Genomic DNA, 19,172 nt, shown 5'->3' on the forward strand with positions numbered 1-19,172 from the left:
AGTGAGAAAGGTGGTATTCCATGGACATTTTTGAAGCGATAAAAAATAGAAGAAGTATCGGGAAAGTGAAACAGGATGCTTTTCCGAAAGAATATATCGAAAAAATCTTGGAGGCGGGAACGTACGCTCCTAATCATCATCGAACAGAACCATGGCGCTTTTTCGTCGTCGAAGGAGCAGCTAGAGATCGACTTGGTGAAGTATTTGCAGATATCGTTTCGGCACAAGAGACTGATCATACTAGTGAAGAGTTTCAAACGAAACTCGCTAAAGCCAAACGTAATCCACTAAGAGCTCCCGTCATTATTGCTGTCGGTATCGAGCCAAGTTCAGAGAAAAAGGTAATTAAATTGGAAGAGTATGCAGCAGTGAATAGTGCTGTTCAAAATATGCTTCTAGCAGCCCATGCCCTTGGGTTAGGTTCAATTTGGAGAACTGGTGCGATTTGCTACGAGGACCAAGTAAGAGACTTCTTTGGACTTTCGGAAAACGGAAAAGTTCTTGCATTTATCTACCTGGGCTACCCAGATATTGCACCTAAGCAAGTGCAGAAAACAGATTTTCATACGTACACAAAGTGGATGAATACCTAAATAAGACGCAGCCCTGTTTCATTTGAGATGGGGCTGTTCTTTGTTGTCACCAAAACAATTAGCCACGTTCGTCATTATTTGGTAAAATAAGGTCATCTTCACATAGGAGGAATGTACGATGGAAGAGGCATTAGCTCGAATTAAAATGCAATTAGCACAAATGGATAAAGAAAATAAATGGGACGATGTTGATCGTGACGAAGTCATTGATTTGTTAATTTTCGAAGAAGTAAAAGCAGCATCTTATCAGTACGCCTATGAAAAAGTTGGCAAACTTGTTGAGTTTCTTCTTCAAGAAGGAGAAAAGTTGAAACTCTAATTCACAGTCTTTTTTCCTAAATTACTAGGTAGGAGTGGTGCTCATGGAAGATAAGAACATTAAGAATAAAGTGAAAAGTGTCTTTGGAAAGAATGCAGAAGAGTATGTCTCGAGTGAGAGCCATGCCAAAGGTGATGATTTACCATTGCTTATTGAATGGCTACAACCAAAGTCTACATGGGTAGTCTTAGATGTAGCAACTGGTGGTGGGCATGTAGCGAAAACCTTGGCACCACATGTTTCCACCGTTTTTTCCACGGACCTAACAGAGGAAATGCTAGCAAATACTGCCAAACATTTAAAAACGCAGTTTCAAAACATCTTTTATGTGATCGCGGATGCTGAGTCATTGCCTTTTTTAGAAGGGACATTTGATGTAGTCACCTGCCGGATCGCTCCTCACCATTTCCCGAGCCCAGCTAGTTTCATAAAAGAAGTAAGTAGAGTACTAAAGCCTAGTGGAAGGTTTGTCCTCATTGACAATGTCGCACCAGAGAATCCTCGGTTCGATGTATTTATGAATACAGTAGAAAAGTTAAGAGATGAAAGTCATGTGCGCTGCCAAACAACAGAAGAATGGCGAGAGTTGTTCACCCAAAACAACTTAGAAGTAATCCAAGAATTAGCTCGTAAGAAAACATTCAAATTTCCAACCTGGGTTGCGAGAACGACCGAGAGTCAGGAACAAAGAGATCAAGTTGAACAGTATATTCTGGCTGCAAATGAGGAAATCAAAAACTATTTTTCAATCATAGTTGAAAATAACTGTGTACAGTCTCACCAAATTGACGAGTGGATGGTACTATGTGAGAAAAGGTAAGCTCTCGAGTTTGCCTTTTTCTATTTGAAGGAATGAATGAGTTGTGTAAGAGCCTTTTTCTATTTGAAGGAATGAATGAGTTGTGTAAGAATAAAAGAAAAAATAACTGGAGGGAGAACTATTACTTTTGGTCCTAGAATTTTAAAAACAGGAATTGCGGTTACAGTAGCTTTATACATATGTTCCATTTTAAATTTAGATCCCCCTATCTTCGCAGGGGTGGCAGCTATCTTAGCCATTCAGCCTTCGATTTATCGAACTTGGAAACAGATGATTGACCAGATCATTACGAATACATTAGGAGCCACTTTATCACTTTTTTTCATCTATTTTTTTGGTGAAAATCCCATCACGATTGGCTTTGTGATTATGTTAGTGATTTCCTTAAGCTTAAAGCTGAAAATGGAAAAAACGATACCGTTAACACTTGTGACCGTTTTAGCGATCATGAGCGCAGCGGGTAGCGAGGATTTATTTTTTACCTTAGAGCGATTTATTATCATTATGATTGGTACAGGTGCAGCAATGGTAGTCAACATTATCGTTTTGCCACCGAAGTACCAACAAAACTATTTTAAACAGGTACAGTCGACGTTTCAAAATATGTCGTTACTACTTAGGACTGCCATATCTAACGAGTTAACCGAGGTATCATTTAATGAGCATCACAAAAGTTTAAGCAAGGATATCCAAAAACTTGAAGAGCAATTTCAATTGTTCGAGGAAGAAAGAACAAAATTAGGGAAAACAAAACAACTTAACGCAAGAGAAATCATTGTTTTTAAACAGATGCTTAAAGTACTTCAAGAAGGCGAACAAATCGTTGAGAATATTGAAGAACATTATTTTCAAAGTACTACGGAAGAGGAAGACAATCTATTATTTGACAGTCATTTAGAGCTGTTAATGAAATATCATGAAAACTTATTATTAAAATATCAAGGAAAGATTAAACCAACTAGTTTAGAAAATGATGTACTTGAACAAAGTAACAATTTTTTCGAACAAGCATTAAGATTATATACCCAGGACAAGGGATCAAAACAGCGTTTAATGATTATTGTGTCATCTATTATGGATTACACCTTTCACTTACAACGCCTAGATAAATTGATCCATCAATATTTAAAGGGAAAGGAAGAATGATCAAAAGACTATTCAGTATTTTTTTAGCTACAAGTTTGATAACGGGTTGCAGTAACAACTAGTGCCAAAAACAATTTTTATCCACTTGTTGAGAAAAATATGAAAGAAATCTTAGCAACCATGCAATAACAAAAACAACCTAGTTCAGCACGAACTAGGTTGTTTTTCTATTTCTTCATGAAACGAATGTTATAAAGTGTAGCATTAATCTCTCCGCCAACAACTAGAATGAGCCCACTTAAATAAAACCACAGCATGAGAATGATGACCCCACCAAGACTGCCGTATGTAGCTGTGTAATTGTTAAAATTAGAAATATAAATCGAAAACCCGAACGAGATGAGTTGCCAACTAAGCGTAGCTAATAACGCCCCATAGATTACATCACGAAACCCCAATTTGCGATTTGGAGCCACCATGTAAAGAAGCATGAGTACAAACGTCATAATCACAACGCCAATAATCCAGCGAAGACGGTTTAAAGCAACAAGCATTTGATCTGGAATATTAAAAACATCGTGAATTCCAGTTAAAATTACATTACCAAATACCGGAAGAAGTAATGTCACAAAAAAGACAGTGACGACACCAAGCATTAAAATCATTGACATTAGTCTAACCCGGACAAAAGAACGTGTTTCGTCAATATTGTGAGCGCGATTTAAAGCTCGGATTAAGGCATTAATACCATTTGATGCGGTCCATAAAGTAGCTAAGATACCAAAGGACAATAAGCCACCTTTAGGTTCTGCAATCACCTCTAGTACTGTCTCAGAAAATAAATCAGCTAATTCTGGTGGAGCATAATCATGAACAAAATGATAAACTTGCTCAATATCTAAAGGTAAATAAGGCACAATTGCTAAAATAAAAATAAGAAGAGGAAATATCGACAACATAAAATAAAAAGCCAATGTTGCGGCCCAATCCTGAATTGGATCTTTTTTTACTTGCTCATAAAACTCTTTAACAAATACATGTTTTGTTTTCAAAAGAACACCACCTTACATCTACTACTGATTAGTAAATGCCCATTTTTGTCTGTTATTAAACAAATATATCCTATCGCTATATTCTACAAAAAGCATCCAATGACCTTTTTCTTTCTGGTATACCAGAATAATTCCAAAAAAATAAATGTACTCTACTTATTAGGACTCATGTTTTGTTCATATTCAGTTCACAATTGTATTTTATAATAAAAAAATCTTAGATACGGAGGTACTTTCCTATGTTTTTTCATCCAATGGATTTTCTTATATTTATAGCATTAGGACTTGCGTTATGGGCACAAACAAAGGTAAAAGGAAATTTTCAGAAGTGGTCTAGAGTAAGGGCTTCCTCAGGTTTGTCAGGAGCACAAGTGGCCAGGCAAATTCTAGATCAGGAAGGTCTTTCCCATGTCAGAGTAGAATATTCAAAAGGTGGCGACCTTTCTGATCATTATGACCCTACTGCAAAAGTAATCCGATTGTCGGAACCTGTATACCGTGGAAACTCGCTATCTTCACTTGCTGTGGCAGCTCATGAAGTTGGGCATGCCATCCAAGATGAGCATAGGTATTCCATGCTTGTCTTACGTCACCGTCTTTTTCCGTTAGCGAACATTGGTTCACAGCTAGCTCCGATGTTGTTCCTAGGAGGATTTTTACTAGGAATTACAAACCTAATTGGCGTTGGAATTGCTTTATTTTCAGCTGCAGTTCTATTCCAAGTTGTTACACTCCCAGTAGAATTTGATGCAAGTAAACGGGCGAAAGATAAACTACTTGAACTAGGAATGATTAAGAACAGCGAAGAAAAGGGTGTTAGTAAGGTATTAAATGCAGCAGCTCTAACTTATGTAGCAAGTACAATGATGGCGGTGTTACAACTTATTAAATTTATTATGATCTTTAGAAACAGACGCTAAAAATTTTACTTAAAAATAAAAGATCCGAAATAGTAGTGAGAAAGGCTTCGTTTTGCTTGAACAAAGCCTTTTTAGGTAGTTTTAAGGAAGGAGTGAGCTTGGTTTCTATAGGGGCTTACTAACCGGGGTTCTATTAAGGCGGATACTTAAAATTTATTCTTCCATCATTACTTGGTTTGCTTTTATTTTTAGTTCCCGTGTCCTACGGAGAGAGTATTACTATTCCGGTAGCTTTTTTAGCGAAGCAACTAAATTCAGTTTTAGTTGATGCCATCCCGACAATCACTGTATTAATTCTTGCTTTTTCAGTGATTGGTTCGTTTATCGCGATTGTAGTTAAACCCGAGTTCATCTTAAAAAACGGCTTTTTAAATAAACTATTAAATGTTTCAATCTTTTGGTTAGTTGCTCGTCTGCTTGGGTTTATTTTTGCAGTGATCACCGTATACAGCTTGGGGCCGGAAATGATTTGGTCTGAGTATACTGGTGGATTATTAATGTATGATTTAATGCCCATCCTTCTGACGACATTTTTATTTGCTGGATTATTCTTGCCGCTACTATTAAACTTTGGGTTACTTGAGTTTATTGGAGCATTATTAATAAAAATCATGAGACCCTTATTTACACTACCAGGAAGATCATCGTTAGACTGCTTAGCATCTTGGGTAGGGGACGGTACCATCGGTGTTTTATTAACAACGAAGCAATATGAAGAAGGATATTATACAAAACGTGAAGCGGCTGTAGTTGCCACAACGTTTTCAGTCGTATCTATTACATTTACGATTGTTATACTTGAGTATCTAAATTTAGGGCATTATTTTGGGGAATATTACTTTACAATTATTTTAGCAGGTCTAGTGGCAGCAATTATCATGCCACGAATTCCACCATTATCTAGAAAAGCCAATACTGGTTATGAAGAAGCAGAACTAAAGGTTGAAAGCGTAATTCCAAAAGATATCTCTATGGCAAAGTGGGGCTTAAATCAAGCCGTTACAAAAGCAAAGAAAAATTCTGGACCATCTTCTGTTCTAAAAGAGGGTTTCCAGAATGTTATCGATATGTGGGTAGGTGTATTACCGATCGTTATGGCAATCGGAACAGTGGCTTTAGTGATTGCGGAGCATACACCTGTATTTGCAATTTTAGGTAAGCCATTTGAACCAATCTTAATGTTCCTTCAAGTGCCAGAAGCTTCAGCTGCTGCACAAACAATGGTAGTTGGATTTGCAGATATGTTTTTACCAGCTGTTATTGGTAGCGGAATTGAAAGCGAAATGACAAGATTTATCATTGCCTGTGTATCTGTTACACAACTTGTCTATATGTCAGAAATGGGTGGATTACTATTAGGTTCTAAGCTACCTGTAAAATTTAGAGACTTAGTTTTCATCTTTTTATTACGTACAATTATTACGTTACCAATCGTAGTTGGTGTCGCTCACATTATTTTTTAGGAGGTTCGTTTTGAAATCATTAGTCATTCGAAACCTTGTAACAATTGCAGATTTAGAAGTTGTTCGTAAACTAGAAGCACTTATTTGGAGTTTGGAAGATTCTGTACCCGTCAATCAAACTGTAGCTGCTGTAAAAAATGGAGGCCTCGTCATCGGGGCCTTTCTTACCGATAAACTTGTAGGCTTTCAATATAGTTTTCCAGGATATGACGGGGAAAAAATTTATTTGTGTTCACATAGTTTAGGTATTCACCCAGATTTTCAAAAAATGGGAATTGGTGAAAAACTTAAACTTGCTCAGAAAACTGTGGCGATTGAAAAGGGATATGATTTAATAACCTGGACCTACGATCCGTTGGAAACAGTGAATGGGTATTTAAATTTACATAAGTTAGGAGCAGTATGCTCGACTTATTTAGAAAATGCCTACGGTGAGATGGACGATAACCTAAATGCCGGCATCCCGACAGATCGTTTTTTAGTAGAGTGGAAAATTAAGGAACAGCGAGAGGTTGCCGGAAGTTATCAGCCTGCACCGAAAATCTCAACTCTAGAACACATCCAACATGATGACGTTCTTTTCGTGCCCGTGCCAGGGAATTTCCAAGAATTAAAAAGAGATCATTTTTCACATGCACAAAAGTGGCGCGCACGTACACGTGAGATTTTTACTTATTATTTCAGACTTGGATATAGTGTTGTTGACTTAATCAAAGATCATGACGTCGATCGGCAGTATCTTTATGTTCTAAAAAAGGGGTAGATCATGGATATTAAGAGTATTGTATTACGACAGGTGAAGATGGATTTGTTACACCCGTTTACCACTAGTGTTGGAACGGAATATGATAAAGACTTTATATTAGTCGAAGTATTATCAAAGAGCGGTTTGTCAGGCTGGGGAGAGTCGGTGTCGATCGTAGAGCCAATTTATAACGAAGAAACAGTTCAAACTAATTGGCATATCATGAGTGACTTTTTAATCCCGATGCTAATGAAAGCTTCAATTCAACACCCTGACGACGTTTCTGATTTATTTCGACCGATACGCCGAAACTTTAATGCGAAAGCAGCTCTAGAGTGTGCCATCTGGGATCTTTATGCAAAAGAAAATAGTCTTACATTAGCAAAAGCGCTTGGAGGAGTAAAGCAACAGATCGAGGTTGGCGTTAGTGTTGGGATTAAGAATTCAGTAGACGAGTTGCTACGCCAAGTGGAAGGGTATGTGAACGAGGGCTACAAACGAATTAAGGTGAAAATTAAGCCTGAGTGGGATCTAGAGATTGTAAAAGCGATTCGAAGAGAATTTCCTCAGGTCCCGCTTATGGCTGATGCAAATTGTGCCTACACAATCGAGGACATTCCACATCTTCAGCAACTAGACGAGTTTGGTTTAACGATGATTGAACAGCCTTTAGACAGCGATGACATTATTGATCACGCCAAGCTACAAAAGGAATTGCAAACACCGATTTGCTTAGATGAAAGCATTCATACCGTAGAAGATGCAAGGAAAGCCATTGAGCTAGGCAGCTGCAAGATTATCAATTTGAAAATTGGTCGTGTTGGCGGCTTAACGGAGACGAAGAAAATTCATGATCTATGTGAAAGCCGTGGAATTCCTGTCTGGTGCGGTGGGATGCTAGAAGCTGGCATTGGTCGTGCCCACAATATTGCGATTACATCGCTAGCTAATTTCACTTTGCCAGGTGACACAGCACCATCTTCACACTATTGGAAAAAAGATATTATTACACCTGAAGTAAAGATGAAAGATGGTTATATTGAGTTTCCTAAGGGTGATGGGATCGGTTATGAACCGAATATGAAGCTGATCGATGAGCTTACAGTGGTTAGCAGAACATTTTCGTAAATCAATACAAGAGTGCCCTTAATTAGGACACTCTTGTATATATTAGTTCACATTTAGCGTTCCACCAATAATCTCTTGTTCGCGATTACCCTTTTTCACATAAGCAATCACTTGGTAACGACCTGGTGCTAAAGCTTCTTCATTTACAGTCATATCCCAAACAATTCCATAGGTTCCCGCAGTTAAATTCGTACCACTCGGGATTACTCTTAATAATTCACCTGTAGCTTCACTACGAATACGAACATCAAATACATCTGCACCAAAAGGTAAGCTCACGTTTCCAACAACATTTCCGCCAGAAATTCCAATACTTTGCCATGTTGCTAAGTTGACGTTATTTGGTATTTGAACAAAAACAATTGTCGGCACCTCAACCTTTTGATTACCATAAGTTAAAATAAATGTTCCTTCATAGAAGCCAGGATCTAATTTCCTCGTGTCAACCTGTACGTTAAAGTTTAGTTCTTGTGTTCTACCAGGTTGGATCTGTAAGTTCTTACTAGTCGTTACTTTAATTCCTTCATGACCAGTAAAATCAATCGCTAATCTTTTACGCTCATTAGATACATTGTGAATAGTAAAGCTTTGGCTTCTTACCTCACGTTCATCCATGTTTGTAAAAATCCCAAATGAATGGCTTCCAGGTGTAACTAAAATTTCTGTGTTAATTGCATCAAGAACGCGGATACTTCCCGCACCTTGGCTATTGTGAGGGTAGAGGTTACCATCAGCATCAAAAAGGTTTTCAGCCGTGTTCATTAAAGCAGCCTTAACGAAATCAACACTCCAATCAGGATGTGCTTCTAAAATCAGTGCCGCAGCACCTGCCACGTGTGGCGCAGCCATACTTGTTCCTTGTAGTGAAGCATAACCATGAGTATGTGGGCCAGAAGCATGATGAAGTGGAACTGTACTATTAATTGCTACTCCTGGTGCAGAAACATCGGGCTTAATCATCCAAGTACCCATAACAGGTCCACGAGATGAGAAGTTCGCCATTGTTTCTCCAACTTCCTTTACGAACTCGATATCAAACGAGATCATATTGTTGCCAGCTTCTAGTTCAGCTTGCAACTTTTGACCATCTTCTTGAGAAGTCATAATCATTGGAATTGGTGTTCCTGGGATTTCAGGTTGTACACCAGGTTGATTATTAAAGATTACAGCACCTATAGCACCATGAGCTTTTGCGTTTTCTGCTTTAACTTGGAATGCATAGTCGCCACGTTGCATTAATGCAATTTTTCCTTCTAAATCTTTCCCTGCAAAGTCAGCAGCAGTCCCCGCAAGACCAACCCAAACAAATTCAAATTCACCATCAGTTAAAGCCAATAGTTCGTCTTCAGATGGGTAACCCATTACCGCTGAACTTGGGTAATCAACACCTTCAGATGTAAAAATACCAGCACTATATAAATTATATGGTAGCATCGTTGCCCCTACAGAAATCGCCTGACGAGAAGTGCCAGGTGAACCAACTGTCCAATCATTTGGACCGCTGTTTCCGTTTGATGTAACTGCAACTACACCATCAGCCATCGCACGGTCTAATGCTATACTTGTAGCAAAATCAGGGTTATTAGAAGTATTTCCTAAAGAAAGATTCATCACGTCAGCACCGTCTAGAACTGCACGCTCAATACCAGCAATTACATTTTGAGTCGTCCCACTACCACCAGGGCCCAATACACGATATGCTAGTAATGTTGCGTCTGGAGCAACACCTTTAATCTCACCGTTCGCCGCAACTGTACCAGCTACGTGTGTTCCGTGGTTTGTTCTACGGCTTAAAAGACCTGTGATCGTTTCTTGTGGATCAGCATCGTTATTAACGAAGTCCCAACCTTTATATTCACCAAACGCATGAGCTAAATCAGGGTGAGTGTAGTCAACACCTGTATCAATAATCGCCACTGTAACACCTTTACCAGTGAAACCAGCTTCCCACGCATCATTAGCGCCAATAAACGGAGCACTGTCCATCATCATTGGGCTAACTGTTTCAAAATCTACATCAAATGATGAAACTTGATACTCAACATTTTCATACACAGCTTTTACCCCAGCAATCGATAAAAGATGGTGTAATTCATTCTCAGCAATCTCTAAAGAGAAACCTGAGAAAACATAGTCATATTCTTGACCGACTGTTACGTTTGCTACTTTTGAAATCTCAGCAATGATTACTTGACGTTCTGCTTCTAATAATTCAGCAGATTGAAAGTTTCCGTTATGCTTTGCTTCAAGAATTGACTCTTCTTCTAATTCAACGATAACAGTAATGAGATCGGCCGATGTTGGATCTACATCTAAATACACATTCGGTTGAGAGGACTCCTCAATACTGACAGCTCCTCCTAATCCAGCAAAACTTGAGAAAACTAGTGAAAAAATTAGTAGATACATAAAAAACAGCTTTGAATTTCTTTTTGACATATACACATCTCCTCTCAAATTTGGTAATACGAAAAACAAGTTATGTAATCATCCTTTCCTTGCCTAGATTTAAAACAGGCAGTAGTATGCTTTTAATTTAGCTTTAAAAATTCACATTCGTCAAACAATTACGAAAATTCAAAATCCCGATTGTGGTCCTAGAAATAGGAATAGTAATTTACGATCAAAAATACAGTAAAAACAATGAAAATTTATTTTTTTGCTATAATGAATAAAGTTTCACATAACAATCGAAAATGTCACAAAAGATCATTTTTTTGAAGGTAGTATCGAATTTCAGGACAAGATTGTCGAACACTTCTACCTATTTCTTGAAATTCACGCTATAGTACCTAATTTAAACAGAGCCGAAAATAAGAGTATTGGACCGTAAATCTACTGTTTGTTCTAGTTGTTATTTCCTAGGCTTGTATAAAAAAATAAATTTCAAAAACACGAAACTTTTTATTAACTTATTTGTCTAAAGAATTGTGAGCTCATAGATCATGAAAAAGGGGTACGTGTATGGAGTTAATTAGTAGGGTTGTTTTGCATATTGAGACGTTTTTTTTATTGAGTCATATTAGTAAGATTATCATTCAGTGGACGCTAACAGCACTAGCCGTATATGCGATTGTAACGATATTCACGAAAAGACTAGATCAAACAAGGGCCTCATTGTATGTAGGCTTTGCTGTCCGTTTTGTTTTATTAATTGGCTTGTCTATCGAAATGCTTCATCAAGTTCAAATCACGGAAATTTTCAGCCTGTATTATGATAGACAGCCATCAATGCGACAATTTTTACACTTTTTATTTTTCGGCTATATCATAGTCGTTGGATTTTATTACATCATTACGATGAAAGTGAAAAAATATAAGGGGTTATTTTATACGTTCGATTTGGCCGTACTAACATTACCAGCCATTCAGTTAGTCACTAGCATTCTATTTTATTTTATAAAAGAAAGTATTTATCTACCTGACCTAATCGCAATCCTAGTTATTAGTTCAATCATTACTAGCAGTTTGTATTTATTTTTCCGAAATTATTGGGAGATACGCTTGAAAACGGTTATTCCATTTTATCTGATCGTTGGTTCCACATTGGGACTATTGTTATTGGTCAATCCCGGTAACCTAGCTATCCTAGAAGTAACAAATCTCATCATTTTCTTAGGACTATTGATGACTTACCATATCATTTCTAAAAGTGAGACCATAGATCAATATAGGTCTTCATTCATTGGGATCATGGCAGCTATTTTTCTATTATTAGTGAACCCGGTTTATAATCTTGCGGATGCAGCATTAAAAAATACGATAGCAGAGGTTCAATTAACGTACTATGAAAGTTCAAATCTCGTTCAACTAGAAGAAGCAAAAACATTAGCCAGAACTATTACAGGAGATCAAGACTTTCTATTTCAACAACCAGAAACACAGGATTTTCATAATCGATATTGGTTACGATCGCAAAACTATTCAGTTGATATAGATGGAGTTTCTGGAAAAGTCATGAACCTTCATCGACAAACTGATCCCGTAGGTGAAAAACTAGATGCCGATGAGTATGTCGCCTTATCTAAGCAAGTACTCACAAACATGGGTCGTACATTACTTGACGATGAACAAATTCATGTGGAGGTAAGAGAACAAGAAGGGCAGACAATCGTAGAGATGATCCCTAGGTTTTCTGACGGTACAATCGCTAAACAAGTATGGCAAAAGACATCATTTCGTTGGGAGAAAGAGTCTTTGATGGAATTTCATGAAAGTAAAATTCTTTATCCAGTGGAGTCTCTAAAAGATGTATTGCTTACATCAGACGATATTCATCGCATTCTTCAAGAGTGGTATGACTTGCTTGATCAAGAGATGCCAGCTTATGTGTTAGACAATGCTTGGTATGGGTACAGCAATCGCACCATTGATTTGTACATTGAAACAGCCATTAATCACTCATTTCATTTAGACGGCAGAACTGGAGAGATTTTATATTTTGCCGGCGATCTTAATGAGAACACTGATTTTGAAGAGTTAGAAAAAAGGATTTTATCTAAATTAGAGCTCCACCCAGAAAAATGGGAGCGCCACCGCTATTCTAATTTTTGGGATTGGAGAGAGGTAGGAGCTGATCCATCAAAACGCTCATTTTATCATCAGTTTGGCTATACCAAAGGTGAGCCATTGTTTATGTATTCAAAACTGATTAATTACTATAGTCGACCTTCAACAGATGTGAAAGTTGCTTCAAGTAATGAAGCTTATGAAATCGTCAATCCGACATTTGATTTTATTCCTTATGCATCCCGGTCGAAATTGGCCCATGTCATTGATGAAGATGGTATGATTAGAGAAGCATGGCTACTAGTCATCCAACCATTTGGAAAAGCTAATCACCGCCTTTATTTAGTTGATCTGGAAACGAAAGAGGTGCTGTCACTTTATGAATAATCAAGATGATTGTGCGGTATTTCAGAACTTATATGAGCTATATATGGAAAATGAAGTAGAGGAAGAAACGAGATATTGGATGGAAGAACATAAATCTAATTGCCAGTTTTGTTTAAACTATCGCACAGACACAAAGCCATTAACTGCCAATCAAGATGGAGAAAAAATATGGGGGATTCGCATCCTGACGATGACAATGTACGGCTTTTTCATTGTCCTTTCCGTTTGGATGTCTATCTGGTATTTTTGGTAGATGAGTAATTGGCGAACATTAGAGGATTTGTATTCTCTCTATTACAAAGAAATCTTTCGTTATCTTCTTCAACGAACTAGAAATAGAGATCTAGCTTTAGATCTTGCTCAAGATACATTTTTAAAAGCATTTCATGGCTTAGCCTCATTCAAAGGAAACTCAAGTGTCAAGACGTGGTTGTATACCATTGCTCATAATACATTTATCAATTGGTACCGTAGGGAAACAAGGTACTCAAGTTATCCAATAGAGGAAATACAGCCACTTGAACAAGACATTTATCGTCTACCAGAAGATGCTGTTACTCAAAAAGCAGAGCAAGAACAACTCCTAAAGGCGATACTCTCATTAAAAGATGATTATCAGCACGTCATCATCCTAAGAGAGTTTCAAGAGTTGTCCTATGAAGAAATGACGGACATCTTAGATTGGAAACTATCAAAGGTGAAAACCAATTTGCACCGCGCCAAGTTGGAATTAAGGAAACATTTGCAAAGAACAGAGGTTGATACAAATGAAATGTAGTTTGGTTAGAGATTTGTTACCACTGTATATAGAAGGGGACTGTTCTGTAGAAACAAACCGACAAGTGAAAGAACATATCACGAGCTGTACAGACTGTCAGGAGCTCTATGAAATGATGGAAGCCCCGCTCGATGTAAATGTAACTGTTGGGCCAGAAGTTGACAGTCACTCAAGTGATTTTTGGGAAAAGTACTATGGCCGCTTGATTCTTCGTGGCATTGGTTTATTTTTTTTGATATACGTCATAATTGTAGTTTTAATTGGATTTATAAAGTAAGTAAGTCTACCGGTTCGGTTTTGAAGTAGAAACTCACAATAAAATCATTAATTATAAAAAAGGATTGGAGTTTGGAATTAAATATATAAGAATTTTTAAACCCTCAGTACTGTACTGAGGGTTTAAATGTTTTACTGTTTAATGGATACAACTTTTGTTGCCTGATTCCAATCTACCGTTGCACCAAATGCTTCACTGATGAAACGAAGTGGTAATAATGTTCGGCCACCAATAACTTGAGCAGGTGTTTCAAGAGTTAATGTTTGACCGTTACGTAATGCCTTATTTTGTCCGATTGTTAACGTTACCGTGGTGTCTCCTTTTAGTAATGTAACCGTTTTTGTTGCTTGGTTCCATTTAACTTCAGCACCTAGAGCTTCTGATACTTCTCTTATTGGTACGAGAGTTCGGTTGTTTTGTATTAATGGTTGAACCGCAAAGCGTACTCTCTTTTCGTTAACAAAAACTTTTATTGTTTCTAGGTTCACTCCGGCGAGTTGGGCAATAACCTTAGGTACTTCAGTGTTATCAAAAACGCCGTTAAACGTTTCTGCACCTACACCTGAAGCGAAAATTGGGACCATATTACCTGAGTGTCCACCAGTTGGACTTAGGGAGCGAACTTTCGTATTCATAGCTCCTGCATTATAATAATCAGCAATAATTGTTCCTATTTCCCAACCAATTCTAAATGTAGGAACTCTTTTCCCTTGATTATCTAGAATGCGTTGATTGAATTGATCAACTTCTGTATCAGTTAGGGTAATATCTGCATACTTACTAAAAATGTTTTTAACACTTTCTGAGGTATACCTGTTTGCACCTTCATCCCATGATAAATCACGAACCATATACTCCGGAGTAACAGGTATTGCCTTTAACTTTGCAATATTCATTGGCTCCGAGGCAGTAATTCCCATTGTTTCATGGTCAGACAGGGCAACAACTAATGTGTTTCCATCTTTTTTAGCCCAATCTACCGCGAATTTCACTGCATCATCAAATTCAATTGTTTCTTTCCAAATACTAGCAAAGTCTGCAGCGTGTGCAGCGTGGTCAATTCTTGCTCCTTCAATCATTGCAAAAAATCCCTGATTTCCTTTGTTTAAGAATTCTAAAGTTTTTGCAGTCATTTCTGTTAATGTAGGTTCTTGACTGTTTAATTCATCACGGTCAATCTTATAGTTCATAAAGGTTTCGTTGAATAAACCAAGTAGCTTATCGCCCTTTGCTGCATTTAATTCTGTTTTATTAGTAACGAAAGAATAGCCTTTTTCTTTAAACTTCTCGATTAAATTAACACCATTTTGTCTTTCTGGTGTAAAAAATTCTCTTCCTCCACCAAGAATTACATCAATATCTTTTTCAAATAGTTGCCTAGCAATTTCATCTTGTCCAGCACGGGTACGAACACTCGCATAATAAGCTGCTGGTGTCGCATCTGTTGCTGTATTTGTCGAGACAAAGCCAACCTTTTTCCCAGCCATTTGAAGCACATCTAAAATACTGTCTAACTCGTTTCCATCTGGAGTAATCCCAAGCATCGTATTGTTTGTTTTCTTGGCTGTTGCTAAAGCTGTACCAGCTGCTGCTGAGTCAGTTACGAAATTGTCAGCAGAATAAGTTTGTGAAAGAGCCACATGAGGCATGGTTTGCATAAATAAATAGCCTTCTTTTCCATGCTCAAACAAACGTGCAACTTCCATTTGTCCCATCCCTAAACCGTCACCGATTAAAACAATGATATTCTTTGGTTTATTTGCGGTTGCAACTAATTTACGACCAGCAGGTTCAGGCGCCGTACCAGTTTGTCCAGTTACTTGACCACCTTGTGCAGCTTGACCAGAAATACCTTGCTGTGGATTGTTATGGTCAACATTTTCGCTGTCACGTAAGGGAACATAAATATCTCCATCTGGTTGGATTGGCTCATTTTGAAGAGCGGTTGTTTGGGTTTGATGCCTACCTTCCATGTCATGAACTTGTCCAGTTTGACCAGATTGTTTCGTATTTTGAGATTGCGCAGTTAGACCAGTCTGATTCATACCATCAGTTTGACCAGTTTGACCAACCTGGCCACCATGCCTCATACCGGCTGCTTGGCCAGGTTGGTCAATTCGATTATAATCATCTGGACGTTGCTGTCCTACCTGTGACTGTTGTTGAATACCTAGATCATTTGTTTGACCTTGAGTTGTTTGTGATTGTGCATCAGGAGTTCTCGCTCCTTGAGCATTGAAGCCGCACCCACTCATTAAAAGAAGTACCACTAAAAAGAGGGATAATAACTTTTTTTTCATTTCAAAAAACCTCAACTTTCTATATTTACTTAATTGGTCTATAGAGGTAGTTTGTTCCAATACTCATACTTTCTACTAGGTATTTTATGGAAAAAATAAAACAAAGCAATTTTTGTTATACAGTTAAAAAATCAGGGCATAGAGATTAATCTCCATGCCCTGATTTAATGATGTTTGAGTTATGGTCCTTATTCAAAATCTGAATGATTCAAGTTTGAATAAGACATAATCGAAACGAATAATTATATTAATGTAGGTTCTCTAGTTGCTCCGTAATCTTCTGATAAAGCTCATCAGCATTCTCACAAACAATATTTTTCCCATTCACCAGTGAAAATGGCTGGATCATACATTGGCCGCAATAATTCAAACATTTATCGTCGTGTACGGTGATGTCAGGGAGTTGTTTGATGTGATTTTTTATTTCTCGCAATTCGTTTTTAAAGTTTAATGGGCAAAATTTGATTGTAGTTCTCATTAGAAACCTCCGTGCAAATCAAGTTTGTTGAAGAGATTATAGTTGAAGAAAATAGAAGATTGCAAGATTACGAGGAAAAGCTTGAACGCTTTATCGTAATGTCGCTTTATTTATTTACAGTATTTACGCGTTGTTGTAAGCGCTTGCGAATAATTATTTTGAATATTATTATTATTTTAATAGTGTAAATATAACAAATAAGGGGGATTTTCCAGATGTCAAATGAAGTAACGAATGTACCAAATCCAACTGAAAAAAATAATAGTTTTGAGGTAGAAAGCTTCCATCATATGGAGATCTACGCTGGCAATGCAAAACAATCAGCTTACTATTTCTGTAACGCATTTGGTTTCCAAATTAAAGCGTATCGTGGCTTAGAAACTGGCTGCCGTGATCGTGTATCTTATGTACTTGAGCAAGGTACTATTCGTCTAGTTATCACTGGTTCATTATCAGATAAAACGGATGTTTCTGAGTTTGTAAAAGTACATGGCGACGGCGCAAAAGATATTGCCTTAACTGTTTCTGACGTAGAAGAAGCATATAAAGGTGTTATTGCTAGAGGCGGTATTCCAATTCGTGAACCTTGGACTGAGTCAGACGAGAACGGTTCAGTAAAAAAAGCAATTATCGGAACATACGGAGATACAGTTCATACGTTAATTGAATTACAAGATTACAAAGGTAGTTTTTTACCAGGGTTCCAAGCATACGAAGGTCCAAACCACTCAAAACCATCAGGTCTAGTTGGAATTGACCATGTCGTTGGAAACGTTGAAAGTATGGAAGAGTGGACGACTTACTACGAAAAGGTATTTGATTTTACTGTACTGAGACATTTTGATGATGAAGATATCTCAACAGAATATTCTGCGCTAATGTCAAAGGTGATGATGAACGGGACAGGAAGAATTAAATTCCCAATCAACGAACCAGCAGAAGGAAAGCGTAAATCTCAAATTCAAGAATACTTAGATTTCTATAACGGACCAGGTGTACAGCATATGGCGTTACTTACAAACGACATTATTGCAACAATTAAAGCGTTACGAGAAAACGGGGTTGAATTCCTAAATACACCACAAACATATTATGAAGATTTAAGTGCTAGAGTCGGAGACATTGATGAGGACATTAAGAAACTTCAAGAGCTTAGTATTTTAGTAGATAGAGATGACGAAGGGTATCTGCTACAAATTTTCACAAAGCCAATCGTTGACCGTCCTACTTTGTTTATTGAGATCATTCAAAGAAAAGGGGCGCGTGGTTTTGGAGAAGGAAACTTCAAAGCATTGTTCGAATCTATTGAACGTGAGCAAGAGCGTCGTGGAAATATTTAACCTGATGTAAGGGAGGATCTCTTGTGAAATCTAGTACGCAATCTTTCTTATCAAATTTAATTGACTATGCTGGGCTTTTCCCACCGTCTCAGCTACCGCTAGAGGAGGCCATCCACAACTACGCATCATATAAGTCTGATGCGGATGCTTGGATGCTTGGAAGATTTATTATTCCGGCTTCAAGACTGGATGAGCTTGACCCATACGTATCGCTTTTTTCGAAAAAGATACGTTTGGATATCTCAGCGATCGGCCAGCGGAGTACAGATGCCAGCCATTGTCTAGGACTACTACAAAGTGATCTAGATAAAATTTCAGCTTTTTGCCATAGACATGGAGGAAAAGTGAGCATCAACGTCTATGAGATGCCACTTCCTCCAATCCTCCCAAACAGTCATTTTCTAAAAACAATTGCTAGGGAAACAAACAAGCATCAGTTACAAACGTTTTGTGAGATAACAATGCCGTTAAATGACGAATGGGTTGACATGATGCTGCAAACAGTAGATGAAATTTCTGAGCATAACCGTAAGGAAGACATTCAGCTAGGTGTAAAGCTACGAACAGGAGGCGTGACTGCTGATGCGTTTCCTAGTCCTGAACAAGTGGCAACTACGTTAGTTGCTTGTTATGAACGGAATATTCCACTTAAATTTACAGCTGGTTTACATCACCCAATTCGGATGTATCGTGATGAAGTCAGTACAAAAATGCACGGGTTTTTAAATCTGTTTACGGCTGGGATGCTTGTCGGCGTTCACAGATTAGATATCCCTACAACAGCTGATGTTCTGGCTGATGAGGATCCATCTCATTTTCGCTTCACAGAGAAAGGTCTTTTCTGGAAAGACTTAATTGTCGCTGTTACTGAAATTGAGCAATATCGTAAACAATCATTATATTCTTACGGTAGTTGTTCGTTTGACGAACCTCGCGAAGGCCTTCAGTCGAAAAAAATTCTTTAAAAGGAGGCTACG

18 protein-coding genes are annotated in these 19,172 nt (G+C 37.8%); 14 read left to right on the top strand and 4 right to left on the bottom strand.

Translation table 11 applies throughout. The features are described from left to right. Positions 1–20: 20 nt before the first annotated feature. The 4 genes from DS745_RS22375 (at position 21) to DS745_RS22390 (ending at position 2,878) form a co-directional block, all read left to right on the top strand. The gene (locus DS745_RS22375; protein ID WP_129080459.1) at positions 21–593 is read left to right on the top strand and encodes a nitroreductase family protein; all 573 of its coding nucleotides are present in this window, start codon (positions 21–23) and stop codon (positions 591–593) included. A gap of 118 nt (positions 594–711) precedes the next feature. After that, positions 712–912, top strand: a complete 201-nt coding sequence (locus DS745_RS22380) for a hypothetical protein (protein WP_129080460.1) — start codon at positions 712–714, stop codon at positions 910–912. A gap of 43 nt (positions 913–955) precedes the next feature. Then, positions 956–1,732 carry a class I SAM-dependent methyltransferase gene (locus tag DS745_RS22385; protein ID WP_129080461.1) on the top strand — a complete coding sequence of 259 codons (777 nt, stop codon included), beginning with the start codon at positions 956–958 and terminating at the stop codon, positions 1,730–1,732. Between the two features lie 75 nt (positions 1,733–1,807). After that, on the top strand, positions 1,808–2,878 hold the full coding sequence (locus DS745_RS22390; RefSeq protein ID WP_241657910.1) for an FUSC family protein: 1,071 nt from the start codon (positions 1,808–1,810) through the stop codon (positions 2,876–2,878). A 167-nt stretch (positions 2,879–3,045) separates the two neighbouring features. On the opposite strand, the gene DS745_RS22395 is transcribed toward DS745_RS22390, so the two are convergent. Continuing rightward, complete coding sequence (locus DS745_RS22395) at positions 3,046–3,870, bottom strand: YihY/virulence factor BrkB family protein (RefSeq protein WP_129080462.1); 825 nt, start codon at positions 3,868–3,870, stop codon at positions 3,046–3,048. A gap of 239 nt (positions 3,871–4,109) precedes the next feature. Here DS745_RS22395 and DS745_RS22400 point away from each other — a divergent pair, with 239 nt between their 5' ends. The 4 genes from DS745_RS22400 to menC all read left to right on the top strand — a co-directional run bounded on the left by DS745_RS22400 (position 4,110) and on the right by menC (position 8,126). Further along, positions 4,110–4,790 carry a zinc metallopeptidase gene (locus DS745_RS22400; RefSeq protein ID WP_129080463.1) on the top strand — a complete coding sequence of 227 codons (681 nt, stop codon included), beginning with the start codon at positions 4,110–4,112 and terminating at the stop codon, positions 4,788–4,790. Positions 4,791–4,987: 197 nt separating this feature from the next. Then, entirely contained in the window at positions 4,988–6,253 is a 1,266-nt protein-coding gene (locus DS745_RS22405) for a YjiH family protein (protein ID WP_338324562.1), read from the top strand. A gap of 10 nt (positions 6,254–6,263) precedes the next feature. Further along, positions 6,264–7,016 carry a GNAT family N-acetyltransferase gene (locus DS745_RS22410; RefSeq protein WP_129080465.1) on the top strand — a complete coding sequence of 251 codons (753 nt, stop codon included), beginning with the start codon at positions 6,264–6,266 and terminating at the stop codon, positions 7,014–7,016. Positions 7,017–7,019: 3 nt separating this feature from the next. Then, entirely contained in the window at positions 7,020–8,126 is a 1,107-nt protein-coding gene (menC, locus tag DS745_RS22415) for an o-succinylbenzoate synthase (protein ID WP_129080466.1), read from the top strand. Positions 8,127–8,168: 42 nt separating this feature from the next. On the opposite strand, the gene DS745_RS22420 is transcribed toward menC, so the two are convergent. Next, complete coding sequence (locus tag DS745_RS22420; RefSeq protein WP_129080467.1) at positions 8,169–10,565, bottom strand: S8 family serine peptidase; 2,397 nt, start codon at positions 10,563–10,565, stop codon at positions 8,169–8,171. 525 nt (positions 10,566–11,090) lie between these two features. Here DS745_RS22420 and DS745_RS22425 point away from each other — a divergent pair. From DS745_RS22425 to DS745_RS22440, 4 genes are read left to right on the top strand one after another with little or no spacing between them, the layout of a single operon-like run. Further along, positions 11,091–13,022: a hypothetical protein gene (locus DS745_RS22425; RefSeq protein ID WP_129080468.1), complete on the top strand. Its 1,932-nt coding sequence runs from the start codon at positions 11,091–11,093 to the stop codon at positions 13,020–13,022. Beyond that, positions 13,015–13,275, top strand: a complete 261-nt coding sequence (locus DS745_RS22430) for a hypothetical protein (protein WP_129080469.1) — start codon at positions 13,015–13,017, stop codon at positions 13,273–13,275. The genes DS745_RS22425 and DS745_RS22430 overlap by 8 nt, the downstream gene beginning before the upstream one ends. Beyond that, positions 13,276–13,800 carry a sigma-70 family RNA polymerase sigma factor gene (locus tag DS745_RS22435; RefSeq protein ID WP_129080470.1) on the top strand — a complete coding sequence of 175 codons (525 nt, stop codon included), beginning with the start codon at positions 13,276–13,278 and terminating at the stop codon, positions 13,798–13,800. Beyond that, on the top strand, positions 13,790–14,077 hold the full coding sequence (locus DS745_RS22440) for an anti-sigma factor family protein (RefSeq protein WP_129080471.1): 288 nt from the start codon (positions 13,790–13,792) through the stop codon (positions 14,075–14,077). The genes DS745_RS22435 and DS745_RS22440 overlap by 11 nt, the downstream gene beginning before the upstream one ends. 131 nt (positions 14,078–14,208) lie before the next feature. On the opposite strand, the gene DS745_RS22445 is transcribed toward DS745_RS22440, so the two are convergent. Both DS745_RS22445 and DS745_RS22450 read right to left on the bottom strand, forming a co-directional pair. After that, complete coding sequence (locus DS745_RS22445; RefSeq protein ID WP_129080472.1) at positions 14,209–16,377, bottom strand: alkaline phosphatase; 2,169 nt, start codon at positions 16,375–16,377, stop codon at positions 14,209–14,211. Positions 16,378–16,624: 247 nt separating this feature from the next. Beyond that, entirely contained in the window at positions 16,625–16,855 is a 231-nt protein-coding gene (locus DS745_RS22450) for a YuzB family protein (RefSeq protein WP_129080473.1), read from the bottom strand. Positions 16,856–17,070: 215 nt separating this feature from the next. Between DS745_RS22450 and hppD the strand changes: the two genes are divergently transcribed. Continuing rightward, on the top strand, positions 17,071–18,195 hold the full coding sequence (gene hppD, locus DS745_RS22455) for a 4-hydroxyphenylpyruvate dioxygenase (RefSeq protein ID WP_129080474.1): 1,125 nt from the start codon (positions 17,071–17,073) through the stop codon (positions 18,193–18,195). 23 nt (positions 18,196–18,218) lie between these two features. Further along, positions 18,219–19,160, top strand: coding sequence for a hypothetical protein (locus DS745_RS22460; protein ID WP_129080475.1), 942 nt, complete (start codon positions 18,219–18,221; stop codon positions 19,158–19,160). Positions 19,161–19,172: the final 12 nt, after the last annotated feature.

The organism is Anaerobacillus alkaliphilus (assembly GCF_004116265.1).
In the GTDB taxonomy this organism is placed as follows: Bacteria; Bacillota; Bacilli; order Bacillales; family Anaerobacillaceae; genus Anaerobacillus; species Anaerobacillus alkaliphilus.

Bases quoted from the DNA above. Each gene is read 5' to 3' on its own strand.
- DS745_RS22445 (WP_129080472.1), bottom strand. From the start codon at position 16,377: ATGAAAAAAAAGTTATTATCCCTCTTTTTAGTGGTACTTCTTTTAATG.
- DS745_RS22450 (WP_129080473.1), bottom strand. From the start codon at position 16,855: ATGAGAACTACAATCAAATTTTGCCCATTAAACTTTAAAAACGAATTG.
- hppD (WP_129080474.1), top strand. From the start codon at position 17,071: ATGTCAAATGAAGTAACGAATGTACCAAATCCAACTGAAAAAAATAAT.
- DS745_RS22420 (WP_129080467.1), bottom strand. From the start codon at position 10,565: ATGTCAAAAAGAAATTCAAAGCTGTTTTTTATGTATCTACTAATTTTT.
- DS745_RS22440 (WP_129080471.1), top strand. From the start codon at position 13,790: ATGAAATGTAGTTTGGTTAGAGATTTGTTACCACTGTATATAGAAGGG.
- DS745_RS22375 (WP_129080459.1), top strand. From the start codon at position 21: ATGGACATTTTTGAAGCGATAAAAAATAGAAGAAGTATCGGGAAAGTG.
- DS745_RS22430 (WP_129080469.1), top strand. From the start codon at position 13,015: ATGAATAATCAAGATGATTGTGCGGTATTTCAGAACTTATATGAGCTA.
- DS745_RS22435 (WP_129080470.1), top strand. From the start codon at position 13,276: ATGAGTAATTGGCGAACATTAGAGGATTTGTATTCTCTCTATTACAAA.
- DS745_RS22390 (WP_241657910.1), top strand. From the start codon at position 1,808: ATGAGTTGTGTAAGAATAAAAGAAAAAATAACTGGAGGGAGAACTATT.
- DS745_RS22385 (WP_129080461.1), top strand. From the start codon at position 956: ATGGAAGATAAGAACATTAAGAATAAAGTGAAAAGTGTCTTTGGAAAG.
- DS745_RS22380 (WP_129080460.1), top strand. From the start codon at position 712: ATGGAAGAGGCATTAGCTCGAATTAAAATGCAATTAGCACAAATGGAT.
- DS745_RS22425 (WP_129080468.1), top strand. From the start codon at position 11,091: ATGGAGTTAATTAGTAGGGTTGTTTTGCATATTGAGACGTTTTTTTTA.
- DS745_RS22400 (WP_129080463.1), top strand. From the start codon at position 4,110: ATGTTTTTTCATCCAATGGATTTTCTTATATTTATAGCATTAGGACTT.
- menC (WP_129080466.1), top strand. From the start codon at position 7,020: ATGGATATTAAGAGTATTGTATTACGACAGGTGAAGATGGATTTGTTA.